The organism is Lentzea atacamensis (assembly GCF_003269295.1).
Lineage (GTDB): Bacteria > Actinomycetota > Actinomycetes > Mycobacteriales > Pseudonocardiaceae > Lentzea > Lentzea atacamensis.
The window spans coordinates 440,281-454,510 of sequence record NZ_QLTT01000006.1 but is presented as its reverse complement, the minus strand read 5'-3'; the positions used below and the strand labels follow the sequence as shown (position 1 = coordinate 454,510).

Sequence of the window (14,230 nt, the reverse complement as noted above, 5' to 3'; positions counted from 1 at the left end):
ACAGGGCCGGTCCGGGACGGGTCAGGAAGATCAGCCGAGCAGGCCGCCCAGGTCGAGGTCGCCGGCGACCGGCAGGTTGTGCGCGACGTCGGTGACGTTGCCGAGCACGTTGCCGACACCCGCGGTGTCGCCGACCAGGCCGGTCGCGGAGTGGGTGAGGCCGGTGGCGGTGTTCACGACACCGGATGCGGCGTTCTCGACACCGCCGACGGCCTCGGGGACCTTCACGTCGACGGTGCCGGTGGACAGGGTGTCCAGGCCGCCGACGTTGAGCACGTTGCCCAGGGCGGCGTCGCCGCCACCGAGCACGCCGAGCGCGTCGTGGCCGAGGCCGGTCACGCCGACCAGGTTGCCGAGGACGCCGTCGACGCCCGGAACGGTCGAGGTGACGGTGCCCAGCGTGCCGTCGACGGTGGAGGTCGCGGTGTCGGCCACGTCGAGCGCGGTGCCGGCGACCGGGGAGGCGGTCTGGTCGAGGACCGAGGTCACGTCGCCGACGGCGGAGAAGTCACCGCCGAGCTTGACCTCGCCCGCACCGAAGACGTTGGCGGTGTTGGTGCCGGCCCACACGGTCAGGCCGTTCTCGTCGGCCGCGAGCAGGCCGGCGGAGGAGGAGGTGATGTCGCCGAGGGACACGCCCTGCGTGGTCAGCTGAGACGCGACCGCCTGCAGCTGGCTGATGGCGCCGAGCGGGCCGTCCTCGAGGACGTCCTGCGGGAGACCGGACAGCGCGACACTCTCGAGAGCGGGCAGGCCCGCGGGAGTGGCCGGCAGCAGGTCGATCACCAGCGGGATGACTTCCTGAACGTCAACAGCAGTGATGTCCGCCAGGCCGGCCTGCTCCAAGGTGCCCTGGGCGTCGTTCGCGAACGCGGCCTTCAGGGCCGGGTCGCTGAGGAGGTTGAGCACGAAGTCGTGGAGCGTGCTGGTCGACTCGATCATCTGAAGGACTCTCCTGTTGAAGCACGTATCAATTGGTCTGCCGGAAAGCTATGAGAGCGGGCCCACCCCCAACATCGGGGATCACTCCCAGTAGATCCCCGTTCCCCGAAGGGGTGACGCTCGTTGAGCCCCTAGGGGATTAGGGGCACCGCTTGAGCGCCTCTTGTTCACCCGTGTAGGTACTGGTCGCTGCTGCGAACAGGTGAGGGAGAGACTTGGCGTACGTACTGGGAGTCGATGTCGGGACCACCCGGACGACTGCTGCCGTGTGCCGTCTCGACGGTGCCCGAGAGGCCGAGATCGCCCTGGTCGTGCCGTCGTTTCTGCAGCTCACGGACGCTGGGACGTTCTCCGTCGGTGAGTTCGGCACGCCAGGCTGGACGGCCACCGGTTTCGCCCGCAGAGTCGGTGACGCGGTGCCGTTGTCGCTGGGTCCGGAGACGTGCCCGGCCGAGGAACTGACCGCGTTGCTGATCATGTGGGTCATCGGCGAGGTCGTCGCCCGGGAGGGTGAACAGCCCCGTCACGTGGCCGTGAGTCACCCTGCCGTGTGGGGCCCCTATCGCCGTGGACAGCTCTACGCGGCGCTGCGGGCGGTCGGGGTCCACGACGTGACGCTCGTGCCGGAGCCGTTCGCGGCCGCGGAGAACCACGCCGTGCGCTCGCGGGTGGTGCCGGACTCGTCGTTGGCGGTGTTCTCGCTGGGCAGCCACGCGTTCTCCACGTCGGTCGTGCGGCGGTCGCAGAACCGGACGTTCGATCTGGTCAACCACGTTGAAGGCGTCGACCACCACACCGGGGCCGACTTCGACGACCTGCTGGCGGCGCTGGTGCGCAGCCGGCTCGGCAAGGACGGCGTGGTGTCGGTCGCCGAGTGTGAGGCGGCGAAGCGGGCGTTCGGCCCGTCGGTCGTGATCAGCGGCATCGAGATCACCCGTGACGAGTTCGTGGAGGAGATCAGGCCGTCCATCGACCACCTGGTGTCCACGTTCACGCGTGCCCTGGGCGCTGTGCAGCCCGACGCGGTGCTGCTCGTCGGCGGTGGCTGCCGGATGACGGCGATCGGCGACGCGTTGTCCGCGGCGGTCGACTGCCGGGTGCTGGCCGAGGCCGCGCCGGAGCACTCGGTCGCGAAGGGCGCCGCCGTGGCGGCGCGGCTGGTGGTCCTGGGTCCCGAGTCCGAACCAGAACCCATCGAGACGTCAGTCCTGGTCCACACCCGCGAAGCGTCGTTGCGGTTCCCGGTCGGCGAGATCGCGCACCCCGACGACGACGAGTTCACCGCGCCACCGCCCCGCCCGCCGGTGGACGTGTCCCCTCTGGAGCTGCCCCCGCGCAGGGTCAAGCGCGTCGCGAGCGTGCTGAAGCCCGCCGGACGCCGGTCCGGCTCCCGATCAGACTCCAAATACGACGATGAGGACGGCCGTTGAGCGTGACCACGCGAGCCAGGTTGGTGTTGGACGTCTCCGTGCGGGACGTCCTGGACCGGATCAACGACGCCGCCTCGGGCACCCGCCTGCGCGTTGTCGTTGTGGCGCCTGGTGGTTACGGCAAGACAGCGTTTCTGGAAGAGATCACCAACTCGGCTGTCCGGGTGGTGGACGACGCGCACCTGCTGGACGACGCCTCGCTGAGCGCGCTGGCCGCCGAGCCTCTGCTCGTGCTGGCCTACCGGCCATGGCCTCGTCGTTCTCTGCTGGCCGAGCTGACCCGTGGCGCTGTGGTCGTGCCGTTGGCGCCGTTCTCGCGGGAACAGGTTCGTGAGTTCCTGCACGCGCCCAAGCCCGTTGTGGACTTCGTCTTCGGGCAGACCGGTGGTGTGCCCGGGTTCGTGGAGCGGCTCGGAGCCGTTTCCGAGGTGTCCGCCGACGTGCTGAACGGGTTCCGGTCCGAGCTCGACTGGCTGGACGTGGACCTGCAGAAGTTCCTGCTGGCCGCCGAAGCCGGTGCGGCTCAGCGCCTCGACCTGCTGTCCGCCTTGCTGGACAAGGACTTCGACGAGGTCAGCGACATCATCGAAGCTGCCCGCGCGACCGGCATGCTGGCCGAGGACGGGACCCTGCTGCCGTTGGCGCATCGAGCTGTGGGTGCGCTGACGCGGGCCGAGCGGCGGATCGCGGTGCGGCAGAAGCTGGCGCAGTTGCAGCTCGAGCGCGGTGGACCGGTGCTGGATCTGGTGCGGCCGTTGCTGGACACCGGTATCGGTGGGCCGGTGTTCGCGGCTGCTGCCCGCGAGGCCTTGGCTTCTGATCCTGCGCTGGCGGCCCGGCTGTTCAAGGCTTCTACCGGTGGTGGGGCGCCTTCAGCGGAGACCGCTGCTTCGTGGGCCACCGCTTCTGCGATGGCCGGCGATCTGGACTCCGCTCTGCGGCTCGCCGATCAGGTGATCAGCACCTCTGACACGCCGCATCGACGTACGGCTGCCGAGGTCGCGGCGGTTGCCCTGGCGCACCGGGGGCAGTTGGCTCGGAGCACCGAGCTGTTTCGGTGGGCCGCCACGCCTTACGCCGCGGCGTTCGCCGGGATCGGGCTGATCGGTACGGGGCATCGGTTCGAGGAGACGCCGCCTCAGCCGCCGACGATGCTCGGCGGGGCGGCTTCCTTGATGCTCCAAGGGGTTCGGCAGTCCGTCTCCGGGGCCGAGACCGCTGCGCTGTCCACATTGGTGCGGGCTTCGTCGATGCTGGAACCGGCCGGTGGGGCGGTGTTGCTGCCGGACAGCCCGGCTGCGTTGGCCGCGCTGGTGGCTGTGCACTGCGGTGAGCCGAACGTTGCCGAGTCGGTGCTGGACCGGGCGGTCGAATGCGGCACCGGCGGGGTGCTGATGTCGGTGCGGCACCGGTTGTTGCAGGCTTGGTTGCAGATGTTGCGCGGGAACCTGGGTGTCGCCCGTGAATCGTTGATGTCGGTTCGCGGGGTGTTCGAGCCTCGGGACTGGATCTTCGCGGTGGCGCTTGAGATCGGGGTGGCCCGGCGCAACAGCGATCTGGCCACCTTGCGGCGCACTTGGGAACAGGCTTGCGAAGCTGTGCTTCGGCATCCGGTTGACTTGTTCTCGTTGTTGCCGCTTGGGGAGTTTGCCGCTGCTGCGGCTCGGTTGCGGGATCAGGAGCGGTTGGCGCCGCATCTTCGGCAGGCTGCTGCTTTGCTGAGGTCGTTGGGGGATCCGCCGTTGTGGACCACCCAGCTGCACTGGAGTCTGTTGCACGCGGCGATCATCGACGAGAACACCGCGGCTGCTGAGGAGCATGCCGCTGCGTTGGCTGTTCATCGGGGGCACAGCCGGTACTGCGCGATTGTCTCCGCCGCCGCTGAGAGTTGGCTCGATGTGATCGCCGGGAAGGTTGACGCGGATCGCGTTGAGGAGGCCGCTCGCAGCTTGCACGCCGTGGGGCTTTGGTGGGATGCCTCTCGGTTGGCCGGGCAGGCCGCCATTCGGACTTCCGATCGGCAGGCCATGGTTCGGTTGCTCGACTGTGCCCGGTTGTTGCAGGGGCGACCGGTTTCGGCTCGGCGGGGTGGGGAGTCGGATGTTCCCGTTGTGGCTGAGGATTCCGGGAAGTTGAGTGATCGGGAGAGGGAGGTGGCTCAGCTGGTTTTGGAAGGGATGACTTACAAGCAGGTTGGGGATCGGTTGTTCATCTCCGCCAAGACTGTTGAGCACCACATGGCTCGGATGCGGCAGAGGCTGGGGTCTACTTCTCGTAGTGATTTGCTGGCTCAGTTGCGGCACATCGTGGGTGGGTGAGAGCGCCGCTCGCTTTCCGCCGACTCCGCCGCTTGCCGCAGCTCGCCGGCCGGTGGGCGCCTACCAACCGAACGTGGAGTTGCGGTGGGGGCTTCGTGGGAAAATGGTCCGATCGAGCGAGCTGATGTTGTAACGCTCCGGGATCGCCGTACCCCCGTTGGGAGGAAGCCGGCCGCGTGATGCGACGGTGTGGTTTGCTGGCGGTAGGCTTCCGCACCGGTGCTCGCCGAGCAGGTCAGGTGGAGATTTGCCGAGCCAGGAGGACGCGAGATCGTCACGTCCGGTGGGGCGTGACGAGTTGGCGCGCGGCTGGGCGGCCGAGGTCAGCCGGACTGCTTACATTCCGCTGTCTGCCGCGAAGTTGACGGAAGAGCTGCATGAGCTCTTGAACGTCGTGGCTGAGGCCATCGCGCAGGATCCGGCGATCGCTTCCCTGGTCGGTACGCGGCTGGTGGAGATGCACTGCGTCGGTACGCAGAGCCTGCGGAAGTCGGTGGAGGTTCTCGCCCGGTTCGTGGCGCAGGAGGGCGCCGACGCGGAGACTGCGGCGCTGGTCGTCGGGGCCGTGTCGACTGCGTACACCGGGGCCATTCAGGAACTGGTCCTGGAGCAGCAGGAGAGCGTCAGCCAGGCGCTGCTTCGCGCGAACCGGGCTGTGCAGCTCGACCTGCAGGCCAGCGAGGAGCGGTTCGAGGACATCTTCGCGCACTCGTCGACCGGGATTGCGATGGTCAGTCTCGACGGGGAGCTGGAGCGGGCCAACGAGGCGTTGTGCAACATCCTGCGGCGTGAGGACGTGGCTGGGATGACGCTCACGGATTTGATCGCGCCGGTGGACTTGCCGCTGGTCAGCAGTGCGTTGGAGAGTTTGAAGCACGGGCGGATGCGTCGGGTTGAGGAGCGGCCGCGGCTCATCGACCGCGATGGGGAGCACTTTCGGGTGCTGCTGGCGGCGACCGTGCAGAAGGACGCGGAGGACAAGCCCAAGCACTTTGTCGTGATGATTGATGACGACAGTCAGCTCACGCTGCTCGGTGGGCGGTTGCAGTACCAGTCGTTGCACGACGCGTTGACGGGGTTGCCGAACCGGCAGTACCTGACCACGCGGCTCGAGTCGTTGTTGCACAGCGACATCGAGCACGGGGTGACGCTGTACCACCTGGATCTCGACGCGTTCGCGGTGATCACCGACGGGCTCGGGCGGGAGATCGGGGACAAGGTGCTCAAGCTCGTGGCTGAGCGGTTGAGTGCCGTTTTCGCGAGTGAGAAGGCAATGGTGGCGCGGCTCGAGGGGGACGAGTTCGCGGTGCTGGTGGAGAACGGGCCGAACACTCCGGACGTCGACTCCACGATTCGGACGATTGAGCACGAGCTGGCCGAGCCGGTCTACTTCGGCGAGCACGGGGTGGCCGTGTCGGCTTCCATCGGAGTGCTGCCACGGTTGCATCCCGGAGATCACCCGGCTGAGGTGTTGCGGGCCTCGGACATGACGCTTCGGCGGGCCAAGCGCAGTGGGCGGCGGCAGTGGGGGCTGCACGATGCCACGCAGGACAAGCGGGAGCAGGAGGAGTTCGCGCTCGCGGCTGTGATGCCGGGGGCGTGGGAGAGCGGTGAGATCGACGTCGTGTTCAACCCCGTCATGCGACTGGACGGGGTGGCTCGGGTGTGTGTTGAGGCCGAGCTGAACTGGCGGCATCGGGATGCCGGGCTGATCACGCACGAGAAGTGCGTGTCGATGGCCGAGCACACCGGGCTGATGTTGCCGCTCGGCGAGTGGATGTTGCGGCGGGCGGCCGAGGTCGCCTGCCGGTACGACGAGATGCTCGCGGTGTGCCTGACGGAGAGTTTGGCGAACAATCCCGACCTCGTGCGGGACGTGCGGCGGGTGCTGGCCGACACCGGGTTACCCGCGGGGCGGTTGTTGCTCGGGTTTCCCATGCACGTGCTGGCGTCCGAGGACAGCGAGGCCGCGGACAACGTGGATCTGTTGTCCGACATGGGAGTTCACATCGAAGCGCGTGACTTCCGGGGGTCCACGGCGGAGATCGAGCTCGTTCGGTCGCTCGGCGTCAGGGCCGTGCGGATCGAGGGGCGTTCCCAGAAGCCGGACGACCTGGTGTCGCACGTGCTCAGCGACCTCGTCGGGTTCGTGCACGAGGCCGGCGGGCTCGTGGTGATCGACTCGATCGAGGACGCTGAGCAGCGTGACTGGTGGGGTGAGATCGGCGCCGACGCTGGGCTCGGGCCGGTGTTCTGCGTGGAACCGACTACTGAGTGGCCCGGCGTGGGCTGAGGTGGACGAGGATCAGCGCGAAGCCCGCGATGGTGACCATGCGCAGGGCCGCGGAGATGCCGTTCCAGTCCTTCGACTGCCACATCGCGAACCACTCGCCGCCGATGGTGATGAAGCCGCCGAGGAACAAGGCCATGATCATCAGCAGGCCCGCGGACGCGAACTTGCGCGCGCTGTCCTCCTTGTCACGGATGTAGGCGATGGTGCCCGCGGTGAGCAGGACCGCGGAGATCGCCTCCCACAGGATGATCGCGACGTAGACGATCGTGACCACGGCGGAGCTGGTGATGGCCCGCCACTTCAGTTCCTTGCCGAACGTGGTGTCCATGGCCAGGACGTGCTGCACGAACGCTTCGTTCGTGCCGTAGTCCGTGACGTTGCCGAGCACCACGAGAAGCATGTTGAGTGCGATGAACCCGACGGTCACCGCCACAACCGCGCGCAAGCTGCCGACCCGAGCAAGAAGACGCATGGCGCGGACAGTAACCGATAGGGTGCCGCCAGTGAGTCGCGTTTGTGTCGTCTCCCACCGGCTGGGCGGGTTCGACGGGGTCAGCGTCGAGGCAGCGAAGTGGGCGGATGCCTTCACCGCCCTCGGCTGGGAGGTCACGCTCGCGGCCGGGTACTTCGCCTCCGGGTCTGGGGTGGTCGTTCGCGGGATGTGGGCGGATCGGCCCGGCGGTGATCCGCCGCCCGTCGACCACGCGCTGATCAAGTCGCTCTGCACCACGCATGACCTGGTCGTTCTCGACAACGCCGGTTCGTTGTGGAGTGCGCCGGAGGCCTCGGTGGCGTGGGAGGAGCACACTCTCGCGGCCGGTGTCCCGGTGATCCTGCGGCACCACGACCCGGCGTGGCAGCGTGTCCAGTTGAGACCTGTCGACGGTGACGTTCTTCCGTTGCACCACCCGGCGCAGTTGCACGTGCTGATCAACTCGCTGACCGAGCGCGAGTTCCTGGCGCGCTGGCCCTCGTTGCGCACTCGCGTCGTGCACAACCGGGTCGACGTCGCCGGGCTCGCCGGTGGGGATCGGGCCGGCACTCGTGCTGCGCTCGGCGTCGGCCCTGACGACCACCTGGTGGTGCATCCGGCCAGGGTCGAGGGCACGTCGAAGAACATCCCGGGCGCGGTCGAGTTCGTCCGCGCGCTGTCCTCGCGTCGTGACCGGGTCAGGTACTGGCTCACCGACGACGCGCCTTGCCCTGCGGTGGAAGGGCTTTCCGGCGTTGTGCGCGGCAGGGTGGCCGATCCTGCCGATCTCTACGCCGCTGCCGACCTGGTGCTGCTGCCGTCCACCTGGGAGGGATGGGGACTGCCGGTGTGCGAGGCGGCCGCGGCGTCCAGGTTCGTGGTGGCCGGGCCGTACCCGGTGCTGGACGAGATCCGCGCGTTGGGGCTGACCGTGTTCGACCCCGGCGACATCGACGGGTTGCTCAGCGCGTCCGATGACGTCCTCGCGGCGAATCGTGCCGCGGTGCAACGACATCTGGACCTGCGCGAGCTGCCCGCCGTGCTGGAGGAACTGATCGAGGAGGCTGCCCGGTGCCGGTGATCTCGGTGCTCACCCCGGCTCATCCCGGCCGCGCGGAGTACGTGCGGGAGGCCGGGGAAAGCCTTGCCCGGCAAGAGCTTCCGGAGGGCTGGGAGCTGGAGTGGGTCGTGCAGGAGGACGCGGTCACGGCGGAGCTGGATCTTGCCGCGTTCCCGTTCACCCGGCACGAGCTCAACGGTGAACGGCTCGGCATCGCGATCACCAGGAACCTCGCGCTGACCAGGGCGTCCGGTGAGCTCGTGCACGTGCTGGACTCGGATGACCGGCTGTTGCCGGGTGCGCTGGCGGTCGCGATCAAGGCGTTCCAGGACTTCCCCGACATCCACTGGGTGGCGACTCAGGCCGATGACCTGCTGCCGGACAGATCCCGCAAGGCCTTCGACCCGTTGATCTCGCCCGGCCACCTGGAAGCGGGGGCGGTCAACGACTACGTGCTCGCGCACATCGACGACCGGGGCATGGGGCGGTGGCCGTTCCACCACGGCTGCATGACGATGCGCGCGGACACCGTTCGTGCGCTCGGTGGCTGGGCGGCGATCCCGCGGTCGGAGGACGGGCTGTTGCTGGCCGCCCTGTGCGAGGTGACGCCCGGCTACTTCACGCCGGAGGTGACGTGGCTGGTGCGCCAGCACGACACCAGGTCGTCGCGCTCCGGCGACTGGCACCGGCTGCTGCCGCAGTCGATGGCCATGATCCGCCGCCGGATCGAGGCTATTCGCACGGGTCCTGGAACTCGAGCTGTGGCAGGCGCTGTTCCCACAGCTGACGGGTGAGCGCGCCCCGCGTGGTCGCGCAGATGCGGTCGGCCTGGTCGGACACGTCCAGGTCCCACAGCCTGCCCACGCCGTCGCTCGAACCGGTGCCGAGGATGCGTCCGACCGGGCCGAAGTGGACGTGGGTCTCGCTGTTCGAGTCGACGGTGATCGGCTGACCGAGCGGGGCCGCCGCGGCGGGATCGCTGACGTCCCACAGCCTGATCGTCTTGTCGGTGCTGCCGCTGGCGAGCGTCTTCCCGTCGGGCGTGAGCGACATGGAGCTGATCAGCCCGGTGTGGCCGGTGAGCACACCGAGCCGCTTCGGCTGTTCCCGGTCGCTGATGTCCCACAGCCTGATCGTCTTGTCGCCGCCCGCGGTGATGAGAGTCTTGCCGTCCGGCGTGAACACGACCACCATGACCGGGTCGTGGTGGTCGTTGATCGGACTGCCGAGCAGCCGGACGTTCGCGGGATCCGTGACGTCCCACAGGCGGAACGTGCCGTCACTGCTGGCCGACGCGAGGGTCTTGCCGTCCGGGCTGAACCCGACGCCGTTCATCCACCCGTCGTGGCCGGTCAGCGGCTGGCCGATCTTGACGGGCCTGGCCGGGTCACGGGCGTCCCACAGCTGCAGTGACTTGTCGTCGTTGCCGGTGGCGATGACGGTGCCGTCCGGGTTGAGCGCCAACGGCGAGGCGAACCGCGTGTTGAGCCTGATCGGCTCGCCCAGCGGAACCGTGTGCTCCGGGTTGCTAACGTCCCAGAACCGCACCGTCTTGTCGCCGGCCGCGGTGATCATCACCTTGCCGTCCGGCCGGAACTCGGGCTGACCGATGCCCCACTCGTGGCCGAGCAGCGGTGGCCCGACCTGCTTCGGGTCGTCGCTGTTCGAGATGTCCCACAGCCGCACCGACCTGTCGCCAGACCCGGTCGCGATCAGCTTGCCGTCCGGCCGGAACCCGGGCCTGCTCACCCGCGAGGTGTGCCCGAGCAACATGTTGTGCGGCAACGACCACAGCCGCACCGAGTTCTCGTTCGCGCCGGTCGCGAGCGAACGGCCGTCCGGGGAGAAGCCGACGGCGAACAGGCCACCGCTCAGCGCCGCGAGCGGCCTGCCGAGCTGGGTGACGGCGGACGGGTTGCTGAGGTTCCACAGCCGCGCGGTGCTGTCGGCGGCACCGGACGCCAGGAGCTTTCCGTCCGGGCTGAACTTCACCGACCACACGGAGCCGGTGTGCCCGGCGATGGCCTGGCCGACCGGGTTCTGCGTGGCCGGGTCCCACAACCTGATGGTCTTGTCGTCGCTGCCGGACGCCAGCAGCTTGCCGTCCGGGCTGAACGCGACCGTGTGGACGCCGTCGGTGTGGCCGGTCATCGGCTTGCCGACCCGCGTCCTGGTGGCGACGTCCCACAGCCTGACCGTCTGGTCGTCGCCGGTGGTGGCGAGCAGCTTGCCGTCCGGGCTGAAGGCGAGCGAGCGGACGGGTGAGGTGTGGTCGCGCAGCGGCTCGCCGAGCGGCTTGGCGTCGGCGGGGTTGCTGACGTCCCACAGCCGGGCGGACTTGTCGTCGTTCGCGGCGGCGAGCGACCTGCCGTCCGGGCTGAACTCCAGCAGGTAGCTGGTGCCGTTGCCGGTGTCGATCTTCTTGATCTCCGTGGGCTTCGCGGGGTCGCGAACGTCCCAGAGGCGGATCGTCCTGTCCGCGCCGGTCGTCGCGAGGACGGTGCCGTCCGGGTTGAAGACCGCGGAGCTGAGCCAGTCGGTGTGCCCGGTGAGCACGGCGAGGGGCTTCGGGTTCGCCTTGTCCCTGACGTCCCAGAGCCGGGCGGTGCGGTCGTAGCTGGCGGTGGCGAGGACCGTGCCGTCCTTGTTGAACGTCGTCAGGTAGACCGCGCCGGTGTGCCCGTTCAGCGGCACGGCGAGCGGGGACTGCTGCATGGCCAGCAGCCTCGAGTTCACGCCCTGGTCGTCGGGACGGAGCCGGTGCGCGGCGAGCAGCAACTGCGCCGACAGCGACGGATCGCTGTCGAGCACGCGGGCGGCTTCCGCGGTGACCTGGGAGAAGAGCGCGTCATCGCGTTGCCGGACGGCGATCACCGCCGCGCTGGCCGCGATCAGCGCGAACACCACCACCAGCGCGATGGCGCTCCGGCGCAGCCAGAGGCTCTTGCGGTGCTGCCGTTCCGAGGCGTGCACGAAGTCCTTGGCGACCGCGGTGACCTCCTGCTGGTGCCGCGCGCCCTCCAGCCGTGCGCCGCGGTAGAGCAGCGAGGAGTCGCGGCCGTGCTCGGACCACGTCGTCGCGTCCTCCTCCAGCTTCTGCCGGGTGAGGTTGCCCGCGCGGTCCTCGTCGATCCAGCTGCGCAGGCGGGGCCACGCGTGCAGCAGCGCCTCGTGCGTGATCTCGACGCTGCCGGCGTCGAGCGTGATCAGCCGGGCGCGGGTGAGGACCTCCAGCGCGCGTTCCGTGGCGGGCAGGTTCGTGCTGGCTTCGAGCAGGCTGTGGCGGCTCGACCTGCGGCGGGTGTCCTGGGTGTCGTCGCCGACCCTGACCAGGCGCAGGAGCAGCTGTTTCGCGGCGGCCCTGGCGGGCTCGTCGAGGTCGGACCAGGCGCGTTCGGCCGTGGTGCCGACAGCGCCCTGGATGCCGCCGGCCGCCCGGTAGCCGGTGATCGTGAGGCGACCGGCCTGCCTGCGCTGCCACGTGACCAGCAGGGCGTGGCTGAGCAGGGGGAGCGCCCCCGCGTCGTAGGCGTCCTTGCCGCGGCGGTTGTGCGCGCCCAGGTCGCGCAGCAGGAGGTCGACCAGACCGGGTTCGAGCTGCAGACCGGCTGCCTTGGCCGGGTTCGTCACGGCGTCGCGCACCTCGGTCTCCGACATCGCGCCGAGCACCATCTGCCGGTTCTGCAGGGCCTCCGCGAGCTCTGGGAAGTCGAGGCAGCGGGCGTAGAAGTCGGCGCGCACGCCGAGCACGACCGCCGTCTTCTCCGCCGCCGCGTGCAGCGCCTGCACGAAGATCCGCAGCCGGTTCTCGTCGCCGCCGAGCGTGAACGCCTCCTCGAACTGGTCGACGATCACCACCCGGTCGCCGATCGCGAGCTGCACCTCGTGCGCGAGCTCGACCAGCACCTCGGAGTCGGCGGCGGCCTCCAGCGTGTGGATCAGGTCCGGCACCTGGAGCGCGAGCTCCTTCAGCGGATCCGTGCCGGGAGAAATGACGACGGCTTCTTTGCGCAGGCGCGGGAGCACACCCGCTTTCATCAAGCTCGACTTTCCGGCGCCGGACGCGCCGACGAGCATCGTGATGCCGTTTTCGTTCAATCGGGCGAGAAGTGCGTTCGTGGCCCTTTCCCGGCCGAAGAACCAATTCGCGTCCTGTGGCCCGAATGCGCTCAGGCCCATGTACGGGCAGACGGCGCTGTCTTCTTGAGGGGGTGTCTCCGTTTCGGTGACCGGGCTGGCGAGCGCCTCCTCCCAGAGGGTGCGCCACGCGTCCAGGTCGTACAGCCCGTCGATCGCGGGCTGGGGCTTCCGTTTGCGCGCCTCGCCGACGAGGATCTCGAGGACCGCGCTCAGCCCGCTGAACCTGGCGGGGACGTTTCGCCCACGCCGCCAGTCGCTGACGCGCTGTGCCGGTACGCGAACCGGTCTGCCTTGTTCGTCCGTTCGGCGGGCACGGGCGACCGACTCCGTGACCCGCTTCAAAGGTGGGTCACCTGCCTCCGCGTAGAGCAGCGCAAAGCGCTCCGCGAAGACGCCACGGGGTCCCAAGCGGCCTCCACCTCGTCCGGACCGGAAAACGCAGACCGCCCGTCTGAGCTGCGGTGCAGGCACCGGACAGGCCGTCAGCAACCCACCCTAACGAGGTGGTCTGACAACCTCGACCCCACGTCCTTCACAAGACCGGGAGACCGTCACAGTGGTAGTGGCTGACTGGGGCAAAACTTCCACGGCTGAGGAGCGCTGGGGGTCTCCTCAGCCGTGGCCTCGCCCGAGCGAATGGCAAGGTGCCGCCTGCTAGGTCAGGCCGCCTTCCACAGCGCATCCGCTTCCGGTTGCTTGGGCTGAACCCGGTTGGGGTCCGGCAGGTACGTCTCCGTCGGCAGTGTCACGTAGGTGATGTTCTCCGGCTTCAACGCGGTGAGTTTGCCCGCGAGATCCGCCAATTTGGCGATCGACCCGATTTCCTCGTCCGTGACGATCGACTTCGTGAGAATGTCGGCGAGCGCGAACGTTTTCTGCGGGCTCGCGAGCCAGTTCTCGTTCGCGAGTTTCTCGCTCAACGCCCGCATGAACAGCTGCTGGTTCTTGATGCGGTTGAGATCGCTGCCGTCGCCGATGCTGTAGCGAGTCCGGACGAAAGCCAGCGCCTGCGTCCCGTCGAGTTTGGTGGGCCCGGCCGGCACGTGCAGCCCGCTCTTGTCGTCGTCGATCGGCTCCGGCAGGTTGATCTCGACGCCGCCGAACCGGTCGATGACGTCGCGGAAACCGTTGAAGTCGATCTGCACGAAGTGGTCGATCCGGATGCCGCTCATCTGCTCGACCGTCGCCACGGTGCACGCCGCGCCACCGGTGGAGAAGGCGCTGTTGAACATGGCGATGGCGGCAGGCGGATTGGTGCCGCACCTCGGCCGCGGCACCATCGTGTCGCGCGGGATGCTGACGACCCTCGCCTGGTCGCCCGCGGCGTTGAGCTGCACGACCATGGCGGTGTCGGACCGTCCGTCGTCCTTGCCGATGAGGAGGATGTTGAGCGGACGGCCAGGCGTGGACGGAGGCCTGGCGTTTCCGATCTCCTTGGTGAGATCGACGGTCTTGAGATTGCCCTCCAGCCGCCAGTAGGAACCCCCGGCCACGACGCCCGCCGCGATGACCACCGCGGCCCCCGAGACCGCGAGCCATCGTTTCAGGTGGACGTTCATACCTCTGACGGTCCCG

Annotated in this window: 9 protein-coding genes; 5 read left to right on the top strand and 4 right to left on the bottom strand. The window is 68.8% G+C overall.

Going from position 1 to position 14,230, the window contains the following annotated elements:
* Positions 1-30: 30 nt before the first annotated feature.
* The gene (locus C8D87_RS27975) at positions 31-942 is read right to left on the bottom strand and encodes an IniB N-terminal domain-containing protein (RefSeq protein WP_112228939.1); all 912 of its coding nucleotides are present in this window, start codon (positions 940-942) and stop codon (positions 31-33) included.
* Between the two features lie 215 nt (positions 943-1,157).
* Here C8D87_RS27975 and C8D87_RS27970 point away from each other — a divergent pair, with 215 nt between their 5' ends.
* The 3 genes from C8D87_RS27970 (at position 1,158) to C8D87_RS27960 (ending at position 6,983) form a co-directional block, all read left to right on the top strand.
* Entirely contained in the window at positions 1,158-2,372 is a 1,215-nt protein-coding gene (locus tag C8D87_RS27970; protein ID WP_146771889.1) for an Hsp70 family protein, read from the top strand.
* A gap of 401 nt (positions 2,373-2,773) precedes the next feature.
* Positions 2,774-4,690 (top strand): helix-turn-helix transcriptional regulator, encoded by a 1,917-nt coding sequence (locus C8D87_RS27965; RefSeq protein ID WP_233442318.1) that lies wholly within the window; start codon positions 2,774-2,776, stop codon positions 4,688-4,690.
* A 283-nt stretch (positions 4,691-4,973) separates the two neighbouring features.
* Positions 4,974-6,983 carry a bifunctional diguanylate cyclase/phosphodiesterase gene (locus tag C8D87_RS27960; protein WP_112228936.1) on the top strand — a complete coding sequence of 670 codons (2,010 nt, stop codon included), beginning with the start codon at positions 4,974-4,976 and terminating at the stop codon, positions 6,981-6,983.
* On the opposite strand, the gene C8D87_RS27955 is transcribed toward C8D87_RS27960, so the two are convergent.
* Entirely contained in the window at positions 6,958-7,455 is a 498-nt protein-coding gene (locus C8D87_RS27955) for a DUF2165 domain-containing protein (RefSeq protein WP_109633145.1), read from the bottom strand. The genes C8D87_RS27960 and C8D87_RS27955 overlap by 26 nt on opposite strands.
* 31 nt (positions 7,456-7,486) lie before the next feature.
* Here C8D87_RS27955 and C8D87_RS27950 point away from each other — a divergent pair, with 31 nt between their 5' ends.
* Together C8D87_RS27950 and C8D87_RS27945 are read left to right on the top strand one after the other, a co-directional pair.
* Positions 7,487-8,536: a glycosyltransferase family 4 protein gene (locus C8D87_RS27950; RefSeq protein WP_170154739.1), complete on the top strand. Its 1,050-nt coding sequence runs from the start codon at positions 7,487-7,489 to the stop codon at positions 8,534-8,536.
* Positions 8,527-9,309, top strand: coding sequence for a glycosyltransferase family A protein (locus tag C8D87_RS27945; protein ID WP_112228934.1), 783 nt, complete (start codon positions 8,527-8,529; stop codon positions 9,307-9,309). Before C8D87_RS27950 ends, C8D87_RS27945 begins: the two co-directional genes overlap by 10 nt.
* Here the strand turns inward: C8D87_RS27945 and C8D87_RS27940 are convergent.
* On the bottom strand, positions 9,248-12,997 hold the full coding sequence (locus tag C8D87_RS27940) for an nSTAND1 domain-containing NTPase (RefSeq protein ID WP_233442317.1): 3,750 nt from the start codon (positions 12,995-12,997) through the stop codon (positions 9,248-9,250). The two genes, C8D87_RS27945 and C8D87_RS27940, sit on opposite strands and share 62 nt — an antisense overlap.
* 317 nt (positions 12,998-13,314) lie before the next feature.
* On the bottom strand, positions 13,315-14,214 hold the full coding sequence (locus C8D87_RS27935; protein WP_112228932.1) for an LCP family protein: 900 nt from the start codon (positions 14,212-14,214) through the stop codon (positions 13,315-13,317).
* Positions 14,215-14,230 lie beyond the last annotated feature (16 nt).

What these genes read in the sequence shown, in the direction of transcription:
- C8D87_RS27935 (WP_112228932.1), bottom strand. Translation starts at nt 14,214, where the DNA reads ATGAACGTCCACCTGAAACGATGGCTCGCGGTCTCGGGGGCCGCGGTG.
- C8D87_RS27955 (WP_109633145.1), bottom strand. Translation starts at nt 7,455, where the DNA reads ATGCGTCTTCTTGCTCGGGTCGGCAGCTTGCGCGCGGTTGTGGCGGTG.
- C8D87_RS27975 (WP_112228939.1), bottom strand. Translation starts at nt 942, where the DNA reads ATGATCGAGTCGACCAGCACGCTCCACGACTTCGTGCTCAACCTCCTC.